21 protein-coding genes, 2 tRNA genes and 1 pseudogene are annotated in these 20,821 nt (G+C 31.5%); 2 read left to right on the plus strand and 22 right to left on the minus strand.

What is annotated here, in order from left to right; genetic code table 11:
- From CN514_RS15045 to comGA, 4 genes and pseudogenes are all read right to left on the minus strand, one after another.
- Nucleotides 1-323, minus strand: a pseudogene (locus tag CN514_RS15045) (hypothetical protein); the annotation flags it as partial.
- On the minus strand, nt 289-585 hold the full coding sequence (gene comGC, locus CN514_RS15050; RefSeq protein ID WP_098233287.1) for a competence type IV pilus major pilin ComGC: 297 nt from the start codon (nt 583-585) through the stop codon (nt 289-291). The pseudogene CN514_RS15045 and the gene comGC, both read right to left, overlap by 35 nt.
- 11 nt (nt 586-596) lie before the next feature.
- Nucleotides 597-1,640 (minus strand): competence type IV pilus assembly protein ComGB, encoded by a 1,044-nt coding sequence (gene comGB / locus CN514_RS15055; RefSeq protein ID WP_098233288.1) that lies wholly within the window; start codon nt 1,638-1,640, stop codon nt 597-599.
- Nucleotides 1,633-2,694 (minus strand): competence type IV pilus ATPase ComGA, encoded by a 1,062-nt coding sequence (gene comGA, locus CN514_RS15060; protein ID WP_098233289.1) that lies wholly within the window; start codon nt 2,692-2,694, stop codon nt 1,633-1,635. Before comGA ends, comGB begins: the two co-directional genes overlap by 8 nt.
- Before the next feature lie 347 nt (nt 2,695-3,041).
- Between comGA and CN514_RS15065 the strand changes: the two genes are divergently transcribed.
- A complete protein-coding gene (locus CN514_RS15065) occupies nt 3,042-3,284 on the plus strand; it encodes a DUF2626 domain-containing protein (protein WP_056475051.1) in 243 nt (80 codons plus the stop codon).
- A gap of 29 nt (nt 3,285-3,313) precedes the next feature.
- Here CN514_RS15065 and CN514_RS15070 read toward each other — a convergent pair whose 3' ends face one another.
- Together CN514_RS15070 and CN514_RS15075 are read right to left on the minus strand one after the other, a co-directional pair.
- Nucleotides 3,314-4,444, minus strand: a complete 1,131-nt coding sequence (locus tag CN514_RS15070) for an SAM-dependent methyltransferase (RefSeq protein WP_176525925.1) — start codon at nt 4,442-4,444, stop codon at nt 3,314-3,316.
- A 12-nt stretch (nt 4,445-4,456) separates the two neighbouring features.
- Nucleotides 4,457-5,083: an MBL fold metallo-hydrolase gene (locus CN514_RS15075; protein WP_098233291.1), complete on the minus strand. Its 627-nt coding sequence runs from the start codon at nt 5,081-5,083 to the stop codon at nt 4,457-4,459.
- Nucleotides 5,084-5,240: 157 nt separating this feature from the next.
- On the opposite strand from CN514_RS15075, the gene CN514_RS15080 reads away from it, so the two are divergent.
- Nucleotides 5,241-5,417, plus strand: a complete 177-nt coding sequence (locus CN514_RS15080) for a DUF2759 domain-containing protein (RefSeq protein WP_098233292.1) — start codon at nt 5,241-5,243, stop codon at nt 5,415-5,417.
- A gap of 85 nt (nt 5,418-5,502) precedes the next feature.
- Here CN514_RS15080 and CN514_RS15085 read toward each other — a convergent pair whose 3' ends face one another.
- From CN514_RS15085 to CN514_RS15160, 16 genes are all read right to left on the minus strand, one after another.
- On the minus strand, nt 5,503-6,438 hold the full coding sequence (locus tag CN514_RS15085; RefSeq protein WP_176525926.1) for a M14 family metallopeptidase: 936 nt from the start codon (nt 6,436-6,438) through the stop codon (nt 5,503-5,505).
- Nucleotides 6,439-6,768: 330 nt separating this feature from the next.
- Nucleotides 6,769-8,661: an LTA synthase family protein gene (locus CN514_RS15090; protein ID WP_098233294.1), complete on the minus strand. Its 1,893-nt coding sequence runs from the start codon at nt 8,659-8,661 to the stop codon at nt 6,769-6,771.
- A 298-nt stretch (nt 8,662-8,959) separates the two neighbouring features.
- Entirely contained in the window at nt 8,960-9,934 is a 975-nt protein-coding gene (locus tag CN514_RS15095; RefSeq protein ID WP_098233303.1) for an ROK family glucokinase, read from the minus strand.
- Between the two features lie 56 nt (nt 9,935-9,990).
- Complete coding sequence (locus CN514_RS15100) at nt 9,991-10,194, minus strand: YqgQ family protein (protein WP_097974311.1); 204 nt, start codon at nt 10,192-10,194, stop codon at nt 9,991-9,993.
- A 111-nt stretch (nt 10,195-10,305) separates the two neighbouring features.
- Complete coding sequence (locus CN514_RS15105) at nt 10,306-11,061, minus strand: M15 family metallopeptidase (protein ID WP_286141702.1); 756 nt, start codon at nt 11,059-11,061, stop codon at nt 10,306-10,308.
- Nucleotides 11,062-11,232: 171 nt separating this feature from the next.
- Nucleotides 11,233-12,192: an L-lactate dehydrogenase gene (locus tag CN514_RS15110; RefSeq protein ID WP_098233296.1), complete on the minus strand. Its 960-nt coding sequence runs from the start codon at nt 12,190-12,192 to the stop codon at nt 11,233-11,235.
- Between the two features lie 169 nt (nt 12,193-12,361).
- A complete protein-coding gene (locus CN514_RS15115) occupies nt 12,362-12,925 on the minus strand; it encodes a 5-formyltetrahydrofolate cyclo-ligase (protein WP_098233297.1) in 564 nt (187 codons plus the stop codon).
- 120 nt (nt 12,926-13,045) lie between these two features.
- Entirely contained in the window at nt 13,046-13,195 is a 150-nt protein-coding gene (gene rpmG, locus CN514_RS15120) for a 50S ribosomal protein L33 (RefSeq protein ID WP_056475024.1), read from the minus strand.
- Nucleotides 13,196-13,280: 85 nt separating this feature from the next.
- The gene (locus CN514_RS15125) at nt 13,281-14,267 is read right to left on the minus strand and encodes a nucleotidyltransferase family protein (protein WP_098233298.1); all 987 of its coding nucleotides are present in this window, start codon (nt 14,265-14,267) and stop codon (nt 13,281-13,283) included.
- Nucleotides 14,268-14,404: 137 nt separating this feature from the next.
- Nucleotides 14,405-15,058 carry a phosphate signaling complex protein PhoU gene (gene phoU / locus CN514_RS15130; protein ID WP_098233299.1) on the minus strand — a complete coding sequence of 218 codons (654 nt, stop codon included), beginning with the start codon at nt 15,056-15,058 and terminating at the stop codon, nt 14,405-14,407.
- 23 nt (nt 15,059-15,081) lie between these two features.
- Complete coding sequence (gene pstB / locus CN514_RS15135; RefSeq protein ID WP_483295016.1) at nt 15,082-15,903, minus strand: phosphate ABC transporter ATP-binding protein PstB; 822 nt, start codon at nt 15,901-15,903, stop codon at nt 15,082-15,084.
- Nucleotides 15,904-16,163: 260 nt separating this feature from the next.
- Entirely contained in the window at nt 16,164-18,332 is a 2,169-nt protein-coding gene (locus CN514_RS15140) for a peptidoglycan D,D-transpeptidase FtsI family protein (RefSeq protein ID WP_098233301.1), read from the minus strand.
- Between the two features lie 102 nt (nt 18,333-18,434).
- A complete protein-coding gene (locus CN514_RS15145; RefSeq protein ID WP_098233302.1) occupies nt 18,435-19,652 on the minus strand; it encodes an MFS transporter in 1,218 nt (405 codons plus the stop codon).
- A gap of 117 nt (nt 19,653-19,769) precedes the next feature.
- Entirely contained in the window at nt 19,770-20,378 is a 609-nt protein-coding gene (locus tag CN514_RS15150; protein WP_088010981.1) for a superoxide dismutase, read from the minus strand.
- A 235-nt stretch (nt 20,379-20,613) separates the two neighbouring features.
- Nucleotides 20,614-20,703 (minus strand) — tRNA-Ser (locus CN514_RS15155).
- Between the two features lie 12 nt (nt 20,704-20,715).
- Nucleotides 20,716-20,792, minus strand: a tRNA-Met gene (locus CN514_RS15160).
- Between the last annotated feature and the right edge of the window lie 29 nt (nt 20,793-20,821).

Genomic DNA, 20,821 nt, shown 5'->3' on the forward strand with positions numbered 1-20,821 from the left:
TTAATTGATTTGTCAAAATGACGAATGACTACAGGAGGATTTAGTAAATTATCTTCCATTTCATATTTATTTTGATAAAAGATGATCCTAGTAGGAATTTGTTTTATTATTGCGTTCCTTTGTGCAAGAAAAATATCATTTTGAAGCATTTGAATAAATAATGTTAACTTTTGTTCATCTTCAATCTTCCTAACTTGATTGATCGGTAAAATTAATAACAATATCATTATTGAAAGAACTAATAACATCTCAACAAATGTAAAACCAAACGAATTATTCAACCTTTTTTTAAGGTATTGATACAGATCCAGTTGCTTTGTCATACGATAATTCAACTTTATTATTGCATTTATATGATGTTATATAGCCCTGCTCTTTTAAGACTGATAAACTTTCAGGTAATTGTTCATTTTCTAATCGATATGATTCAACACTTGACTGAACCATTTTTTGAAGTGCAGAACATCCTTTCGTTTGAATCGACTGTTGTTGTTTTCCTAAATTTGGTATCACTAGTAATAAAAGAAGTGAAATGATAAATAAAACAATTAACATTTCAATTAGCGTAAATCCTTTTTCATTCAAACTAACTCCTCCTAGATATTGTTCATCAACTGAAACATAGGAAACAGAATGGCTATATACAGTGATAGAATACTTGATGAAATTAAGATTAAAATAATCGGCTGAATGATCCTTATCGATTGGTGAAAGTAAGCTTCTATACTCTCCTTTAAATAATCAGCATAATCAGCAAGTTCCTTACTAAGAGTACTATTGTTCATACCATGTTCAATCACAAATATGATATCTCTATGGAATGCACGTTCATTTTTAAATGCTTCTTGCATAGAATTTCCGTTTAATATTTGATTGTAGAAAACTACTGCTTTTTCTTTAATAAATGTCCTACTATCATTATTCTGCATTGTTTTTAGTGCATCAACTATAGGAAAACCAGCATGTAATAATATACTTAACTGCATTGAAAATTCATAAGTATTCATTGTAATTAAATACTTCTTAACTAACGGGATTTGAATTAATTTATCCATCCGCTCGATTGAATTTAATTTATTAATTGCAAATAAGTATCCATAGGCGGTCAATCCCACTAGGAAAAGAGAAGAAAAGATAATTGAAGGTAGTCTTTTTATAACTTGTAGATAGATGAAAATAAAAGAGTTCTGATTAGAATGGAATGTTGAAAATAGCATTTCATATTGGGGAATGATTATATTTCTAAACAAAAACAAAATTAGCAACAATATTGTGATTAAAAAAATAGGATAGCCCATGATTTTTTTTATGTAAGCTCTATGTTGAATCTTTTTTGTAAGCATATAACTACCCTCACCTAGCGCTAAGGACAAATCACCATGCTTTTCTGCATAATACAAGTAAACGAGAACATCTTGATGAAGGCAAAGCATTTTAGCAAAATCGATGAATGAACCTCCTTCCACCAAAGCTATTTTAGCTTTATAAATCAGCCCTTTTAGGTCATCTGGGAATTGAATCATTAAGAATTCAATTGCTTGAATTAGAGGATAACCTTTTTGTAAAAGTTCTCCTAATATTTTTAATAGCTTAGCCTGTTCAATATAAGTTAATTTTCTTTCATTAAAAAATTTACCCATAGATTATACTCCGGCCCAAATGTTTGTTATCAATAAAACCTAATGCATACCCTTTAATGAGTTGATCATTTAAAGTAGATAATTGAATTTCTTCTTGTATCCCTCTAAATTCATTAATGACCGAATTCAGAGCATTACCATAAAGCAATTCATATACCCCTAATCTTCTGTGATTTCTATTTACAAAACAATTTGGTTCACATTCCCCTTCACAAAAACGGCATTTTATTGGAACTAATCTTTGAGAAACGATAGCAACCATTGCCTGAAATAATTCCTCCTTAGGAATTCCAAGCTCTAACATTCGATATAATGCACCTTTTGTGTTATTAGAATGAATAGTCGTTAATACTAAATGACCGGTCAATGCTGCCCGAACGGCAATTTTCGCAGTCTCTTCATCCCTAATCTCCCCTACCATTACGATATCTGGATCAGATCGAAGAATAGCTTTTAATCCAGTTGCATATGTTAGGCCTGCTTTTTCATTAACTTGCACTTGAAAATATTCATCAGATTTCCTTTCTATTGGATCCTCTAAAGTGATAATATTCCTTGCTATGTCTTTTTTTGCTGACTGTAATAAGGAATACAAAGTAGTCGTTTTCCCACAGCCTGTTGGTCCTGTAAACATCATTAGCCCATGTGAATGGTGTAATAAAGATAAAAGCTTACGAGTTGTAGATGGGAATAAGGAAAGACTTTCTATTGGAGCGATTTTTTGTTGGGGATGAATACGAATAACCATAGACTCATCAATAATGGTTGGTAAAGTAGCCAAGCGAAGTGATAATAAAATTTCATTAATGTTAACAACTAAAATTCCAGTCTGTGGCCGTCTAATTTCTCCTATATCCATACTTCCTAAAAACTTCAAATGCATGATGATCCTCTTAGACTTTTCTTTATTTATTCTTTGAATCAGTTTCAACTCACCATCAACACGAAAAAAAATTTGTACATCATCCTTTTTTGGTAATAAATGAATATCCGATGCCCCAAAATGGCAAGCTTTTTTTAGAAGTTCTTCGACCATTTTTTCTACTGAATCCATTTTTATTCCCCCTTTCTATATTAGCTATTATATTTTTGTTTTCCTCAGCTATCAAATCATGATAATTAGGATACTAAACGAAAATATTAAATTTAGCTAAAATTTATATACAAACTAAAGCTAATTTACCAAAATAACGTACAAGAAAATCAAATATATAATATAAAACAAAAAGTATGTTTTCAATTCAATGTATAGAAAATCATTAAATAAGAAAAATAATATCAGATATGGTTAATTTCATTATCTCTAATCAATTTAGAATTGTATTAATACATTGTTTACAATTGTAACTTTCTTATTTTATAATAATGAATGGGTAGAAATTTTTTATGGGGGGATTTAGGATGGATCGAATGTTCCGCGTTCTAGGATTCTGGACAGCTATATTTACGGTAATGTTCTTTGTTGGACATATGTCAGCAGCTGCACTTATTTTCGCATGTCAAACAGCATTTTTCGTAGTATTAGGCTATCTAAAGCTTTCTGAGCGTATGTACATCTATATCTTTGGCGCATACTTAACTGTGTTCTTTATTGGATTTACATATTATAGTACTTTCTTATTAGTACCAGGCTTTAGTGAATAATAGAAAAACCAGTCATATGACTGGTTTTTTTATTTGTATTCATTTAATGAAATCAATTCATTCAACTTAGTAAGATCATTTGTTGACATACCTTTTGTTTGTAATAGCCATTGGAAAGAATCGCTTATTCCTCCAGGCATAATTAAAGATTGTACAGCTCTATTTTGTTTATATTCGCTTGAAAATGGATTTGACTGAGCATGCGGAATAAGCCAATTTAAAATACCAAAATCTAATATTGCATCTCTTTGGTTAGAAAAGTATAGATTTTCGATATGATTCTGTAATCCGAACTTTTTTAATTCATCCCAGTGAATATGAGTTGTAATGTCCATATCCCCTAAATTCTCTAGTATATTTGATTTCATTTCATGCTTATAATAACCTCGCAAACTTCCCTTAATTCGATGGGGGGCATCCCATTCTTCCATCGTAAAACCATAATCAACAGTTAAAATAATTCCTTTACTAATTTTTGATTGTAAATGGTCATAAACTTTTTCCATAACAACAGGAATTTCAACTCTTTGTCCATCTTTTCCAACAAAATTGTATCTACTTAGAAAATCACTGATTTCACTATCTTGTATTTTAACGAGATTTTCTTTCAGATTATTTAGTTCATCAATTATAATTACTACCTCTTGCCATTCGTTTTGATTAAATTCAACTACTCGAACAGGTAAAGCATCAAACAATTCATTTGAAAATACCATTCCATTATTGATTTGCTCGATTTCTAATACATTTGAGAAGTGTTTACAATTCAAATGGTTCGCCAATAATTCTTTTTGTAATTTACGATGATAGTGACTCGCATCAATAATATAGTAAGTTAAATTTTGATAAATTTCAGGCTCTTTTTTTTCACAATACGAGAGAAAGGCTGCGGCGAATCTGCCATTTCCACCACCAACTTCAACAAAAAAAGGTGCGATTAGGTTATTCTTAACAAACCGACAAAAAGATGCCGCAATTACTTCTCCATATACTGAACCTACTGAGCTTGTAGTATAGAAATCACCTTTTCGTCCAATTTTTTCATTTGCCATTTGATAATAACCTTTTTCTTGATCATAAAGTACTAACAAAATAAATTGTTCGTATGTAATAAAACCTTTTTTGCTGTTATTTATCGCATTAATAATTATGTTTTTCATCATATTACCTAATTATAAAAATGGATTATGTCTTTTCTCATCACCAATCGTTGTAGTTTCTCCGTGACCACTACATACAACGACATCCTCAGGTAAAGAAAGAAGCTTACCTTTTATACTTCTAATCAACTGGTCGTGATCCCCACCAGGTAAATCAGTTCGTCCAATACTTCCTTCAAATAATGCATCACCAGAAAATACTGTCTTTATTTCTTTACAATAAAATGAAACACTGCCTGGTGAATGGCCTGGAGTTTCAAAAATTGAAAATAAGAAAGGACCAATTTCCATTTTACCTTCTTTTTCAATCAAGTGATCTGCTTCCCTTGCAAAAATTGACTGATTTCTCATAAATAATTCAGAACCATTTTTTTGTCCATCTGTTAGCCAATCTGCTTCATATTTATGAATATAAACGGGTATATTATATTCATCACGCACATCATCAACAGCCCCAATATGATCAAAATGGGCGTGGGTTAAAAGGATTGCTAATGGCTTTAATTTATTTTCTTCAATAACGTTAAAGATTACATGTGCTTCTTCGCCCGGATCAAAAATAACCGCTTCATTCATTTCATTACTTAAGATATAACAATTAGTTTGTAATGGACCTAACGGTAATTGTAAAACATTCATATTCATACCCTGCTTTCTTTTTTAATCTATATAATACTATATCATAATTTTGTTTTAGCACTTAATTTCAAATAGACAATTGTTCACAAAAGTTTTACAATAATAATGATGTGATAGCAAACAGGGGTTGCTTGAAGAAATTTATAGGGGGTTTACAATGGGTACAGTTATTATTTTTATACTAGTAGCTATTCTATGTGTTCCAGCATTAATCGGATCATTAAAGAATAAGAACTTTTTAGCTGTTTTTTGGTCTGGTGCTACATTAGTTTTATTTGCTTGGTTTGCCATTATGACAATTTTACATAACGGTTATCCACCAGCGCACTTATAAAATTTATTTCCTTATGTAATGAACAAATTTCTACATATAGAAAACATGTTCTAAAATAAAAAAGCTGACAAATTTGTCAGCTTTTTTATTTTAAAGATGATTGGATATTTTCTAAATTAAATAATGACGCTAACAGTATTGGAAACGTCTCGGAAAAAATGGATTCAAACATAGAAAGTGGCAGTGGGTTTATTCCTTTACCTAATTCAAGTGTAAATCCTGGTTTCCGAAAATCTTGTATATACCAATCCTTAAAACCTGCATGGCTATCAATTGTTTTAACTGCCTTATACGGACTAACACTGGAAAAATAATTAGCATAGACTTCCGAGATGGGAGGTTCAAGATTGTCATAACCCCAATAAAATTCTTTACCTTGAGTATGCAAAGCCAAAAGAAGATCAAAATTCCTTTTTATTGCTAAATTACTCATAGCAATTGTTTCTGGTTCTGTTAATGGAGCATCTCCTGGGTAGTCTCTAGGAGAGAATGATTTTTGTTTCTTTCTTTCTTTTTCAAACTCCCAATGTGCAGGAAATTGATTGTTTAGATCAACGCCCCTTATATTTGCTTTCCATCCAGTAAAACCATCATTTCCTTCGTTAATTTTATGAACAAATTCCATATAATCACTTTGTTCAACAGCTCCATTTATAACTAAATTTACCCCATCAGGATTAACCATAGGGACAATCGATAAAGTATTTTCATTAAATAAATCTACTAATTCTTTATGAAATCGCAATTCCTCAGTTGTTAAAGTGTTACATATCCAAAAAAGCATTTTCATGATTACACAAGTTGTAATCCACTCATTTGCATGAAACGAACCATTCCAATGAACCTTTCTATGTCCATTTCCAACTTGAATCTCATATATAGGCTGATATAAAACGCTGTGTCCAATCGTATTTAAACGAAGAAAAGGAAATTCTTGTACTAATAAACCAATATCTTTTGAAAGTTCATTAAAATCGTATCTTCTTGGATGAAAGGATAAAGGCCGATTGTTTTTATACAAAATTTTCACCTCATCAGTTATTTTCTAGTTAATTGTATGTAATTAAAATAAAGAAAAGCACTTTCGGTTAGGAAGTGCTTTATTTAGCGTTTTAACAAGTCATATTAAATTATTAAAGCTTCGTGAGTTTTGGGGTTGTGGGATTAGTAAAATAGCTGAGAGATGGGGCTAAAAGGCTTGTACGACGGATGTGACAAGGTAGCTCCAAAATCTCGCTAAACTTAAAGGCAAGCATCCTGTAGTGGAAATTAACATGATATTTCTTTTTTTAATGATAAATTACTTTTCAGTAACAAGAAAAAGCACTCCCATTAAGGAGTGCTTTTCATATTATTCAAACTTCGTATCAGCTTTTTTATAATTAACTTCAAAGAAACGAAGTAAATCTTTATAAATAATTGAGTTCGAATACTCAAGTGATTTATTTGCTTTTGCTAAGTCTTCTTTAGGTGGCTTTTGTCCTTTTAATTCTTCACCAGTATTTGGATCATACATCTTTTCACCAGTGTAAATATATTTATCAGTAACAATTGTTCCATCACGGAAAACTACAAAGTTTTTGTGTTTAGGAGAGAAAATATCATTACCAAAGTTGATAGATGTTTTATTTGGATCTTCACCTAATAAGTTTAAAATAGTCGGTTTAACATCAATTTGACCTGCAACTTTATGAACTGTTTCACCCTTAGTTTGTCCAGGTACGTGGATAAAGAAAGGTACTTTTTGTAATTTAACATGTTCTGCAGGTGTAATGTCTTGTCCTAATACTTCACTCATTGCACGGTTATGGTTTTCAGAAATACCATAGTGGTCACCATACATAACAATGATTGTATTATCATATAGACCTTTTGCTTTCATTTCTTCAATGAAATGTTTAATTGATTCATCTAAATAACGTACTGTTGTTACATAATTATCAACAGTTTGGTCTCCAGTTTTTAAACGTGGAATCATTAAATCCTCATCATTTAATTCGAATGGATAATGGTTAGTTAGTGTAATCATACGGTTGTAGAACGGTTTAGGCTCTGATGCCATTTTGTCTACAGCTTGTTCAACGAAATATTTATCTTTTAGTCCCCAGCCAATTGAAGTAGCTGCAGTTACTTTAAAGTCAACTTCATTATAATAACGATCGTAACCTAGACTTGGATACATCATGTCACGGTTCCAGAACGATTTATTATTTGAATGCATTACTGAAGTGTAATAATTTTGATCCTGTTTAAGGATTGCTGGTGTAGCAGTAAAAGTATTACCACTGTTTGTAAAGTAAACTGCACCACGATCTAATGGGAATAAACTATTATCAATTAAGAATTCAGCATCAGATGTTTTACCTTGTCCTGTTTGGTGGTAAAAATTATCAAAATAATAACTTTCTTTCGTAAATTTATTTAAGAAAGGAGTAATTTCTTGTCCATTAATTTTTCGTCCAATTACGAAATTTTGTAATGATTCTAATGAAACGACTACTACGTTTTTACCTTTATATTTACCATGTAATTGTGCATTTACACCTGTATCGTTAGCACGAATAAAGTTTTCGATTCCTGCTAATTCACTATCATCAGCCATCGCTTTTTGAGCAGATGTTTTTGATTGAATAACCATATCATATAAGTGGTAATTGTATAATCCTAAGAATTTAACAATGTATTCTCTATCGAATGAACGTGTTAATAATTGTGGACGTTCAGTTTCTGCTAAACCAAGGTTAACTAAGAAAATAGCAACCGCTGCTAAGAAATAAGCTGTTCTAGCTTTGCCTTTAATGTTACCAGTAGTAAAGAATTTTTTACCCCAGAAATAATTAACAGCAATTAAGATAAAAATATCAGAAAAAGCTAAGATTGTTTTATAGCTGATCATTGCTTTAACACTTGAACCTAAATCCCCAAAGTTACGAGTCATAAATAACACTGGAATCGTTACGAAATCGTCAAAGAATGAATAATAAGCTGTATCAGCTACTAAAATAAAGGACATGATTATAGTAATCCAAATAACTGCTCTATTTCGTTTTGGTCCTTTTGCAAAAAGAGCTATACCTATAAATATTAATAATGAAGATATAGGAGCAATTATCAAAATAAATTCTTGCATTGAATTTTCAATTTCTAAATCAAAATAAAATTGGCTTAGAATCGTTGCTTTAATCCATAAAAGGAATACAGCAAGTAACGGGAATCCAAAGTTTTTAATAAACTTTTTCCACATATTCTGTTCCTCCTCTTGTTTAGACTATTAATCTATTTTATCTATTATAAAACAATGTTTGGCATTTCACATATCTATTTTATTGGTATTTAAATACCAAGAATTTTTGAAATGATTCATACAATTATTAGCTACTAAATGTATGGATCTAAAAAATTTATTTGACGTAAACTTAGGTTTTTTCTAACGTCATTCAATTTATCATAAACTAGTTCTGTCGTCAAATAACTAATTTTTTTTTCAATTCAATACAATAAACATAATAAGGTACTTCAATTAGAAGTACCTTAAATTTAAGTTAAATTTCATTAGTAATAAATTTTTTTACTAAATATGCTGCTCCAATTGCTCCTGCATCGTTCCCTAACTTGGCGATTGAAAGTTTTGTCGAATCTCGTACTGTTGTGAAAGCAAATTCGTCAAAATATTTCTTTAGAGGTTTTAATAACAGTTCACCTGCATTTGATACTCCGCCACCAATAATAATATTTTCAGGATTTAAAGTATTTCCAACTCCGGCTAACACTAAAGCTAGATATCTCATTACATGATTAACGATTTCTTCTGCAACTTCATCACCATTTGAATAAGCTTCAAAAACATCCTTTGCTGTAATTGGTGAATCATTCGACATTTCTTTTAAAACTGTTTCTTTTGTCGTATTTTGTAATTTCTCGTTTGCTATTCTTGCAATACCTGTAGCTGAAGAAATAGTTTCTAAGCATCCCGTTTTTCCACAGTTACATAAAACTCCATTTTCAAGTTGTACTGTTATATGACCAATTTCACCGGCAGATCCACTAATTCCATGTGCAACGTCCCCATTTACAATTACGCCTCCGCCGACTCCTGTTCCTAGCGTAACCATTACTACATCTTTTGCTCCATTTCCAGCACCTTTCCACATTTCGCCAACAGCTGCTATATTTGCATCATTATCAACGATTACAGGAATACCTGATTCCTTTTCTAGAATTTCCTTTAAAGGAAAATTAACCCAACCTAAATTTACTGCTGCAAAGATAAGTCCATCTTCTAATCGAACCGAACCTGGAGCTCCAATACCGATTCCAGCGATATCTTCCTTTGTTTTAGCCATCTGTTTAAGCTTTTCTTCAATTGCAATTGTAATTGTTTTAGGAATATGCTTACCTCTATCAGATTTATCTGTTGGTACTTCCCATTTATCGATGAATTCCCCGTTATTTGTTAATAATGCCAATTTAATGCTTGTACCACCTAAATCTACACCTACAATCATTTTAGCCATAATGTCTTCTCCCTTCGCAGTGAAATCGTTTGCAATAAATTCTAAAAAAAACGATTTCTTCAAACCGTTTTATTTTTTATTTCATCCATCTCTTTTTTTAATATCATGGTAGCAATTTGTAAATCTTTACTTTCAAGTATATTCGCTAAAAATAATTCTTTTAGCTCATCTTGCATTAACATCAAGTCTGCTAATCGATCACCTGTATAAATAATGGTGCCATAATTCTTTAGAAATTGTTGAATATCATATACGGATTTCATACTTAACTCCTATTATTTTATCTTTCTAAACATGTAATAAGTATAAGTTGGAAACGATTACTCGTCAATGTGAAATACCAAACAAACCATTTATTTTGTAGGCATTTCTAATTATTTTTTAGGCTTCATTACTTCTTCTAAAGCTAAATCATTTTTATATAAATATGTAGCGTATTTTATCCCGAGATATCTTATATGCCATGGTTCATAATTGTATTCAGTAATATCTACTTTGTCCTCTGGATAACGAATGATAAATCCAAATTTATGTGCATGGTCTGCAAGCCAAGTTCCTTCTTTCGTTTCTCCAAATCCTTGTTCAAGCTTGTTACCGAAGTTTGGAGATGATACATCTATGGATAAACCAGTTTGATGTTCGCTTGTACCAGGAACAGCACTAAAAGATTGAGTCCAATCTTCACCATGAATTTGTACATAATAATTATACAAGCTTTTTTGTCGATCAAAAGAGCGATATGCGGAAACTGGAGTCAGCTTTATGCCATCTGCTTCTGCTCTTTCAAATAATTTTTCTAAAGCATGAGCTGCCTCTTTCCTCATTAATGTCTTATCTTTGTTTACTCCATGTAAAGGAACGACCGGATAAACTAGATCTGGCGGTTCATAACCATCTGGTAGCTTTCTTTCTTTATTAACTAATACTAAATTAGATGCAGGATTCGTTACAGCTAATAATCCATTCTCAGCTTCGATTGCTGTATCATCGTAATTAGGAAATTTCAGGGAAGTCTCTTTCGTCTTTTTTAGATGATTTTTAAAAAAATTTTGGTTTCCAAAAAATAAAGCTAGTCCAATAATGAATATTACTATTAATACCCATGAGTACGTACTATTTATTTTTTTCAAAATTACCTCCTTAATTCTTTTTGTTACTATTACAATATTAAAAGTTGGCATATTTTTCAAATAATCTATACAATAAGACCTCTTTCAAATAGAAAGAGGTCTTATTAACTATAATATTTTTAACTTCTGAAAAAACATTACTTGTGTTTGTTAAATTTTATCATCATTCACTTAATTTTCGTTACCCAAAACAGGTTCCATCGTTTTTCTTAATGTGTCTACGGAGTTTTTAAACTGACGTTGTTCTAATTCATTTAAATCTAGTTCAACAACCTCTCGAATTCCACCACGATTAATTACTGCTGGTACGCCAATATATATATCGTGTTCTCCATATTGTCCATCTAAATATGCAGAAACCGTAATAATACTATTTTCATTTTTTAGAATCGCTTTTGTTAATCTAACTAAGCCCATTCCTATTCCATAGTATGTTGCGCCTTTTTTCTTTATAATGTGATATGCAGCGTCACGTGTATTTAAAAAGATTTCATCAAGCTCTCTTTGGCTATATTTTGGATTTTTCTTTAATACATGGTGTACTGGTGAGGTACCAACATTTGTTTTAGACCAAACTGGTAGTTCACTATCACCATGTTCACCGATAATATAACCATGGATATTTCTTGCGTCAACATTAAAATAATCACCAAGCATATATCTAAAACGTGCAGTATCTAAACTAGTACCAGATCCGATAACTCTTTCTTTTGGTAATCCTGAAAATTTCCAAGTCGCATAAGTTAAAATATCTACCGGGTTTGTGGCAATTAAAAAGATACCGTTAAATCCCGAAGCCATAATTTCTCCAACGATCCCTTTAAAGATAGTACAATTTTTTGCAACTAAATCTAAGCGAGTTTCTCCAGGCTTTTGAGCTGCTCCAGCTGTAATGACGACTAAACTCGCATCTTTACAATCACTATAATCTCCAGCCCAAATTTTTGTTCTAGAATCTACAAAAGGAAGGCAATGACTTAAATCCATTGCGTCCCCTTCCGCTTTATCTTTATTTAAATCAATCATAACTAGTTCTTCGGCAACACCTTTATTTAACATACCAAAGGCATAACTAGCTCCAACTGCTCCTGATCCGATAAGTGCGACACGATTTATTTCTTTGTGTAACATAATATCCACCTCATTTGTGTGATAAAAGTGTAAGTAACTGGGACTCCTATATTATATATGTATTTTCACTCAAAGTTTGTGAAACTTTTTACAAATTTATTTTTTTTACAATAAGACGTTAATTCAGTCTTACCTATTTTCAAACAAATCGTGTCACATTATGCACTTATTAAATCGCTTCTATTATTCTTGATTCTGTTAAGACCACCGGCATCTTAATGTCATGTTTTTCTGTTGGTAATTCATCAATGATTTGAATGTCATAAGCTAAGGCTAAGAGTTGTTTATTATAATCTTCTAAGTAGCGATCATAATAACCACCACCATATCCTAGTCGTTCACCATTTTTTGTATATGCTACTCCAGGCACAATTATTAAATCAATAAGTTCTTTACTTATTTCCTCGCATTTTTCTTCAATTGGCTCTTGTATTCCAAAATAACCTTTCTTTAAATCATCAAATGAATTGATTTTGTAAAAATGCATTTTTCTAGTCTCATGGTTGCATTTAGGGACAACAACTGATTTATTCATTTTCCAACAAGCAGTGATTAAATACTTAGTATTTATTTCATGCTCCATTGGCATTGTTGTTGCTATTATATCTGCAGTCTTCATTTGTTCAGTACTTAGTAATTTTTTTATAATTTGTTTTGACTTTTCATCTCTTTCCGATACTGAAATATTTTTCAAGTTTTTCATCATAGAATTTCTAATTTCTTTTTTTTCCATAATATTTGCCTCCTTAGGTCAGGATCGAGTTTTCTAAAGTAAAAAGATTTATTGAGATGTATTCTAATTAAGATTATAAGTATTTAAATATAAAAAAAACAGTAGGAAAATTCCTACTGTTTACTTTGTTTCGCGATGAACTGTAACTTTTTTAAGTCTTGGGCAATATTTTTTAAGCTCAAGACGGTCTGGGTTATTACGTTTATTTTTAGTAGTGATGTAGTTACGATCTCCGCATTCTGTACATGCTAATGTAATATTTACGCGCATTTTATTTTCCCTCCTGACATAGTGACATAATCAGACTTGTATATAATAACATTCTTTCGCGATAATTTCCATACTTTTTATTGATTCAATGTATTTCTTTTGATATTTTTTTTATTGAATTATGTACAAACTTATTCTCATAATTCAGAGTATATTTTTGAAAGACAGCTTGATGATGTAATACACTGCCTTGATCGATGCGAATATTAGAACTAATCGACACATATGGGCCAATTACACAGTTCTCTTCAATCGTAACATCATTCCCAATAATAACGGGAGAAACAATCTTAACATTATTATTTATCGTTACATGCTCACCTAAAAAGATTCTTGGTAATATTTGAACAGCAGGAATAGGTAAGTTTAATTTCTCTTCAATCCAATCTACGTTTAGCTTTGCAAATCTTCTAGGTGTCCCATAATCAATCCAATAACCTTTTAAATGAAAAGCATTTAAACAGATATTATTTTTTAACATTAAAGGAATTAGATCATTGCTAATGTCAAAATAACGATTTTCTGGAATTAGATATAATAATTCAGGATTCATAATATAAATTCCAGTATTAACTAATTTACTTATTTCACTACCTTCATTCGGCTTTTCAATAAAATCGATTATTTGTCCATTTTTAACTTTTACATTTCCGTATGATCCACACTTATCAACTTGTTTTACAAACATAGAAAATCTACTTTTACTTTCTAAATGAGTTTTTAATGCATCTCTAATATCACCATCAAATAAAATATCACCATTCACTAATAGAAAGGGTTCATGAAGAAAATGCTTAGAAAGTCTTAAACAACCAGCAGACCCTAAACTTTTTTCTTCTATAATATAATCAATTGAAACATTTTTTAATTTCATTGCATTGATCGTCTCGATTATTGCTTGGGACATATAATGAAGCTGAATGATAAATTCTTTAAACCCAAGTCTAGTTAAATGTAATATTAAATGCTCAATTGCCGCTCTATTTGCGATTGGTAATAGTGGCTTAGGAATGTTGTTAGTAATTGGTAAAAGCCTTTGACCGTATCCTCCAGCTAAAATAACAACCTTCATTTATTACCACCTCAATATCTTATACTAGTTAAAGAAGTATGCTTAATATTACGTAAATATGACAAAAGGGCATTCAGGTAAATTTTGTCTGAACACCCTTTTAATTTATTTAACTGTTAAAAACTATAGTCTTATCTTTATTGATTTAATAAATAATGTTTCCCTTTAACTAAGTAATAAATATTCTCTGCAATATTTGTTGCATAATCTGCAATTCTTTCAAGATATCTGCAAATAAATGCCATTTGCATGATATTAGATACATGCTCAGGTGAATTTGCAATACTTGTCATTAGAGTTCTAACAGTAGTTCCATATAGTTCATCAACAATATCGTCAATTTCACCAATCTCTTTGGCAGCTTGTAAATCTTCTGTTCGGTATGCTTCTGAAGCTTTTGTTAACATATCTAAGCCAAGTTCATGCATCTTTTCTATATTCTCTAATGGTAAGTTTTCTTGACGACTACGAATACGAATTGTCGATTTTGCGATATTTACTGCATAATCTGCAACTCGCTCAAGATCATGAGCAATTTTAATAGCAGTTAAATTTCTTCTTAAGTCTACAGCAACTGGTTGTTGTCTTGTAATAATCACTAAAATTAATTCATTCACTTCTTTTTCTAATTTATTAATACGATCATCTTCGTCAATTACTTCTAAAGCTAGTTCAATATTTTCTGTACGAAATGCCGCCATACTTTTAATGACTGCTTTTTTTGTTTTCTCAGCCAATTCGATGATCATTTCTTGTAATGTTTTTAAGTCTGCTTCAAATTGATTTCTCATCTCTTTTCACCTGTTCCCTTCTATTATCCGAATCGTCCAGTAATGTAGTCTTCAGTACGTTTATCTTTAGGTGTTGAGAACAGTTTATTAGTATCCGAGAACTCAACTACTTCACCACTTAAAAAGAATGCAGTTTTATCAGAAACACGAGCTGCTTGTTGCATATTATGCGTAACAATAATAATACTAAAATCCTTCTTTAAATCGTGAATTAATTCTTCAACTTTTAAAGTTGAAATAGGATCTAATGCTGACGTTGGCTCATCCATTAAAATAACATCAGGCTCGATTGCTAAACAGCGCGCGATACATAAACGTTGTTGTTGCCCTCCAGAAAGACCAAAAGCATTCTCATGCAAACGATCTTTAACCTCATCCCAAATTGCTGCACCTTTTAAACTTTTTTCAACAATCTGATTTAATGTAGCTTTATCTTTAATACCATGTATTTTTGGTCCATATGCAACGTTTTCCCAAATTGATTTAGGGAATACATTTGGCTTTTGGAATACCATTCCTACGTGTGTTCGTAATTCTTCAACAGGATAGTCTTTATCGAAAATATCTTGTTCGCGGTAAAGAATTTTCCCTTCTGTTCGAACTGAAGGAACTAACTCGACCATACGATTTAACGTTTTTAAATAGGTCGATTTACCACATCCACTAGGTCCAATAATCGCAGTAACTTCATTCTCATAAATGCTTAAATTTATATTTTTTAATGCTTTATCTTGTCCATACCATAAATTTAAATCTTGAGTATCATATACAATTGATTTTTTCACGTTTGTATTTGTCTCTTCAAGATCATCATTTTTAATACTATTCTCTCTATTTAATGTCATTGTCATAACTTTCGATCCCCTCTCATCCTAAAGGAAGCTTTCTATTTTTGATATATAAAATATTAAATAAACAATAGATAAACTTTATAATCGTTAAAATTCATTAGTACTTACATGAATAATCATATTCTCAAACTATTAAACCTGTTTTAACCGAGTGTAAAGATTATGTAAATAAGTTCAGAATGTGAAGGAAGGGTGTAGAAAAGAAGTTTTCCAAATAAAAAAGAGAAGGGTTTAGTCCCTTCTCTCTTCTCTTCTTATTGATTTTTATTTTGAGTGTCTTGATTATCTTGACTATCTTGATTGTCTTGGTTATCTAAATTGTCTTTTGGTTCGTCATTATAAATTGATTGTCTTTGTTCTTTTAATTTAAAGTATTCATCCATAATATCTCGGCCAATGTATTTATTTACTGGTGCTTGGTCAGTTTGTAACCAAGGAACTACTACGACAAAGGCAATTTCTGGATTGTCATATGGAGCATATCCCATCAATGTTTCATTATAAGTTTTTTGTGGCCCATTGTATTTTTTACGATCTGGACCGTCGTAAAATGATTGGGCAGTACCTGTTTTACCCGCTATTTTATAGTCTACGCCTAAGAAGTATTTTCGAGCAGTACCACCAGTCTCGTTATATACTTTTATAAAACCTTGTTTAACATGATCGATGTATGATTGTTTCATATCAATACGGTTTAATACTTTAGGCTTAATTTCTTGTCTAATGACACCAGTATCATCGCCGATTGAAGGTTGTCTCAATTCTTTCGCAACATGTGGTTGAATTCTGTAACCTCCATTTGCGATTGTAGAAACATATTGAGCTAATTGAAGTGGCGTATAAGTATCATACTGCCCAATTGCCATATCTAGTAGGAAACCTGGGTTTTTGTCTACACCTTTAAATCCAATTGCTTCATTTGGTAAATCAATTCCAGTTTTAACACCAAGTCCGAATTGACTGAAACTTTTTCGGAATGTATCAAACGCTTTAACGTCGATATCTAAAGGCTTATTCTCTACGTAATGTGCATGGCCGATAGCCATAGCTGTTCGGAACATATAAACGTTTGATGAATATTTTAAGGCATCTAAGTCATTAATCCATCCGAAGTTTTTATATGACGCTTTAACTGGTGTACCTGCAATTTTAATCGGTGTATCGAATTGCCTTTGTCCTGGAGTAATTGCCCCAGTTTGATAACCAGTTAAAAGAGTTGCACCTTTTACAGTTGAACCCATCTCATAAGATGAAGTAAGATTTCCAGTTGCGTAATCTACAACTTTATTTTTTCCTGTCTTTTTGTCTTTAACAATTTGCTTTCCTGACATCGCTAAAACTTCACCCGTATTTGGGTTAATCATCGTTACAAATGCACGGTCCAAATATCGACCATTTGACGTTGCTTTAGCTTTTAAGAGCTCTCTTTTTACAATTTCATCAACTTTACCTTGAAGTTCAATATCAATTGAAAGTACTAAATCACTTCCAGGTTCACCTTCTGTAATTACTTTCGTATCAACAACATTTCCATTTGAATCAATAACATTTTGTGCCTTACCTTTTGTACCACGTAAAACATCTTCATATTGCTTTTCTATATAACTTTTTCCTACACGATCATTACGATCATAACCACGAGCTAAATAATAATCTACATTCTGAGCAGGTAATCCTTCTTTTTCAGAAGTTATATTACCTAAAATTGTTCGGAACGTATCACCATAAACGTATTTTCTTTCCCAATTTGTTGTTACATCTACACCTGGAAGCTGATCTAAATGTTCACTAACTGTTGCATATTCTTTTTCAGTAACTCCCTCACTTTTAATTGTTTGTGGAGTTAGTGCATAACCAACGCTCATTTGCTTGTAAATTGCTAGTATTTGTAAGTCATTTGCACTAAGTGAATTGATCTCATCTGCTGTAATTTTATCAAGCTGTAAATTATAGTAAGCTTTATTGTAAGCAGGATCATCATCTTTATTTTGAGCTTTTAGTGTTTTATCCTCTTCTTTAGATACTAGTTTTTTTGCATCTTCAGGATTTGTTAATAACCAATAATCTTTTTTATCTCGTTCAGTTATTTTATTAGTTGGCATCTTTAGATAACTTTTTAACTTTGTAGCCATTGTTAATAACTCGCCTGAAGTTGTCCCTTTTTTTCTTGTATAAGTAATTGTACGCAAAGGCGTATTATCTACGACAACCTTTCCGTTACGATCTAAAATTTTTCCCCTAGGTACAGCTTGATCGACGGTCATATTTTCTGTACGCTCTAATTCTAATTTATAGTCTTCACCTTTAACTATTTGTACGACACCTAATCTTAGAATTAAAAAAGAAAATAAGACAAACACAAGAAAAAATAGTGTATTCAGTCGTGTTGGTAATGTGATTTTATATTTCTTAGGCTTATTCATTTTTTCTCCTCTTTTTTCTACAATTACTAATTCTACCTATTAATATTTTAATGATTTGGAAAAGGAATCACTACTAAGTTTTTGACAATTTAGTGACAATACTCAAGCATGCTTATATTCTAATTTCCTCATTACGAAATAGACCAAAAAGTGTCCTGCACCAAATAAACACATTAATAATGGAATAACTTGTTCTGGTTGGAATAGTGATGTACATACAATGAAAACTGCAATAGAAAACATTCTACCGCTATTTAAATACACTTCACGTATTACGATATATTCCACTCTATATTCCCTGGCCTTATACGATTTTCCTATTATATCATATGTTAAAGATAAGTAAGGTACTAAAATGATTGGATATGCCAAAGAAATTATTGCACCGTAAATGATTAATAAAGGAAACGAAACTTTAAAAGCGATTACAAAAACAGCACAAAATAGTAAAAACCCTCCAATAAATATAGCTTTTATTCTAAAATTTTCTTTGATAATTCTTGTAACAATATAATAGGTAATAAAGCTAATTAACGATGTAATTAATCCGTATTTCCCTAATGCAAATTCACTTCCGGTGGATAAGAAAATATAAATTGAAATAACAAACATAAAAATCCCTTCACGAATCCCCTGAAAGAAATTAGCATATGTTACTTTTCGCCAATTTTCATTTAATTTTCTTTCTTGAATGACGCGCTTAATATTGAACTCACTATCAAGTTCCCGTCTAACTAAGAAGCAACTTAAGACCACTGCACAAATAAATAAAATAACTGCAGCAAGAAACACAAAATGATAACCTTTATTTCCGATCATTGAAGAAATAATCGCTCCAGCAATAAATGGTCCAAGCATTCCCGTGAACGAATTAATTAGCCCTAAAAAACCATTAAAAAATTGTCTCGTTTCAGGTTCTGTAACTTCAAACGTTAATAAGTTAAACGCTAAATAGTAACAGCCATTTCCTATTCCTAAAATCGCTCCAATTAATATTGTTGCTAATAATGTCTTCGTTTCAAATAGTAAAACGACTATGTAGAATATTGCCAAAAACGATATACCCACTCTTAAAATGACAACTCGATCAATTGTTTTAGCTAATCTGCCTGCTATTACGAATGTAAGAGCTTGAAAAAATGCGATCGAAAATTGGTACGAAGCAATTGGTAAATAATTATTTGATTGCTTCCACAAATAAACATTTACAAATGTACTAGATAAAGCTGTCGCTAGAGTAAACAATCCACCGACACTTAGTAAAAGAATTAAATCTTTATTTAAATCTACGTCACCTAATAAAAATTTCCACTTACTCATCATTAACTCTCCTTTGTCTCATGAACTAGTTTTCCGAGTAAATGAAAATTTATCCTTTTTTAAACATAAAAAAAAAACACTACTTAAATAAATTAAGTAGTGTTCATTTTTTATAAATTATTTAGCAGCTTGGTATAATTCTTCTACTTTTTCCCAGTTTACTACATTCCAGAATGCACCAACGTAGTCAGGGCGTTTGTTTTGGTAGTTTAAGTAGTAAGCATGCTCCCATACATCTAAACCTAAGATTGGAGTTTTGCCTTCCATTAAAGGTGAATCTTGGTTAGCTGTGCTAGTCACTTCTAACTCACCATTGTTTACTACTAACCAAGCCCAACCAGAACCGAAACGAGTTAATGCAGCTTGAGTGAAAGCAGCTTTTAACTCATCTAAGCTACCGAATTTAGCGTTAATTGCTTCTGCAACTTCACCAACTGGAGTGCCTGTACCTTCTGGAGTTAATAAAGTCCAGAATAAGCTGTGGTTAGCATGTCCACCACCATTGTTACGTACAGCTGTACGGATACCTTCTGGAAGTGCATCTAAGTTTGAAATTAATTCTTCAATTGAAGAAGCAGCTACTTCTTTACCTTCTAAAGCAGCGTTTAAGTTTGTTACATATGTATTGTGGTGACGAGTGTGGTGAATATTCATTGTTTCTTTATCAAAGTGTGGCTCTAATGCATCATAAGCATAAGGTAATTGTGGTAATTCAAATTTTGACATTTTTTATTTCCTCCCAAAGATAATAGTGAATTTCAATTTAAAGTTATCAAATATACTGAAAGATTTCAATAGTAATGCTTGAGAAAAGGGAAAGAAAGTAAAAAATATTAATTTTTGGAAGAAAATTATTTAAGCGTTGTGGATCAGAAAAGATATAAAATCATCTAAGATTAATTTAGAAATCAAAAACGAAAAAAGTCTTCAACATGATACTTGAAGACTTTTTCACTAATTAAGGAGTAAGAGGGATTCGAACCCCCGCGGGCTGTTACACCCCTGTCGGTTTTCAAGACCGATCCCTTCAGCCGGACTTGGGTATTACTCCATAATAAAATATTGGTAGCGGCGGAGGGAGTCGAACCCACGACCTCACGGGTATGAACCGTACGCTCTAGCCAGCTGAGCTACACCGCCAAACTATTTAAATGGCTCCGCAGGTAGGG

This window comes from Bacillus sp. AFS001701 (assembly GCF_002559405.1).
In the GTDB taxonomy this organism is placed as follows: domain Bacteria; phylum Bacillota; class Bacilli; order Bacillales; family Bacillaceae_G; genus Gottfriedia.

Excerpts from the sequence above, each read along its gene's own strand:
- CN514_RS15140 (WP_098233301.1), bottom strand. The coding sequence starts at position 18,332 with ATGAATAAGCCTAAGAAATATAAAATCACATTACCAACACGACTGAAT.
- CN514_RS15080 (WP_098233292.1), top strand. The coding sequence starts at position 5,241 with ATGGGTACAGTTATTATTTTTATACTAGTAGCTATTCTATGTGTTCCA.
- rpmG (WP_056475024.1), bottom strand. The coding sequence starts at position 13,195 with ATGCGCGTAAATATTACATTAGCATGTACAGAATGCGGAGATCGTAAC.
- CN514_RS15100 (WP_097974311.1), bottom strand. The coding sequence starts at position 10,194 with ATGAAATCCGTATATGATATTCAACAATTTCTAAAGAATTATGGCACC.
- CN514_RS15065 (WP_056475051.1), top strand. The coding sequence starts at position 3,042 with ATGGATCGAATGTTCCGCGTTCTAGGATTCTGGACAGCTATATTTACG.
- CN514_RS15145 (WP_098233302.1), bottom strand. The coding sequence starts at position 19,652 with ATGAGTAAGTGGAAATTTTTATTAGGTGACGTAGATTTAAATAAAGAT.
- CN514_RS15090 (WP_098233294.1), bottom strand. The coding sequence starts at position 8,661 with ATGTGGAAAAAGTTTATTAAAAACTTTGGATTCCCGTTACTTGCTGTA.
- comGA (WP_098233289.1), bottom strand. The coding sequence starts at position 2,694 with ATGGATTCAGTAGAAAAAATGGTCGAAGAACTTCTAAAAAAAGCTTGC.
- CN514_RS15075 (WP_098233291.1), bottom strand. The coding sequence starts at position 5,083 with ATGAATGTTTTACAATTACCGTTAGGTCCATTACAAACTAATTGTTAT.
- CN514_RS15115 (WP_098233297.1), bottom strand. The coding sequence starts at position 12,925 with ATGGAAAAAAAAGAAATTAGAAATTCTATGATGAAAAACTTGAAAAAT.
- phoU (WP_098233299.1), bottom strand. The coding sequence starts at position 15,058 with ATGAGAAATCAATTTGAAGCAGACTTAAAAACATTACAAGAAATGATC.
- CN514_RS15070 (WP_176525925.1), bottom strand. The coding sequence starts at position 4,444 with ATGAAAAACATAATTATTAATGCGATAAATAACAGCAAAAAAGGTTTT.
- comGB (WP_098233288.1), bottom strand. The coding sequence starts at position 1,640 with ATGGGTAAATTTTTTAATGAAAGAAAATTAACTTATATTGAACAGGCT.
- CN514_RS15125 (WP_098233298.1), bottom strand. The coding sequence starts at position 14,267 with ATGAAGGTTGTTATTTTAGCTGGAGGATACGGTCAAAGGCTTTTACCA.
- CN514_RS15150 (WP_088010981.1), bottom strand. The coding sequence starts at position 20,378 with ATGTCAAAATTTGAATTACCACAATTACCTTATGCTTATGATGCATTA.
- pstB (WP_483295016.1), bottom strand. The coding sequence starts at position 15,903 with ATGACATTAAATAGAGAGAATAGTATTAAAAATGATGATCTTGAAGAG.
- CN514_RS15110 (WP_098233296.1), bottom strand. The coding sequence starts at position 12,192 with ATGTTACACAAAGAAATAAATCGTGTCGCACTTATCGGATCAGGAGCA.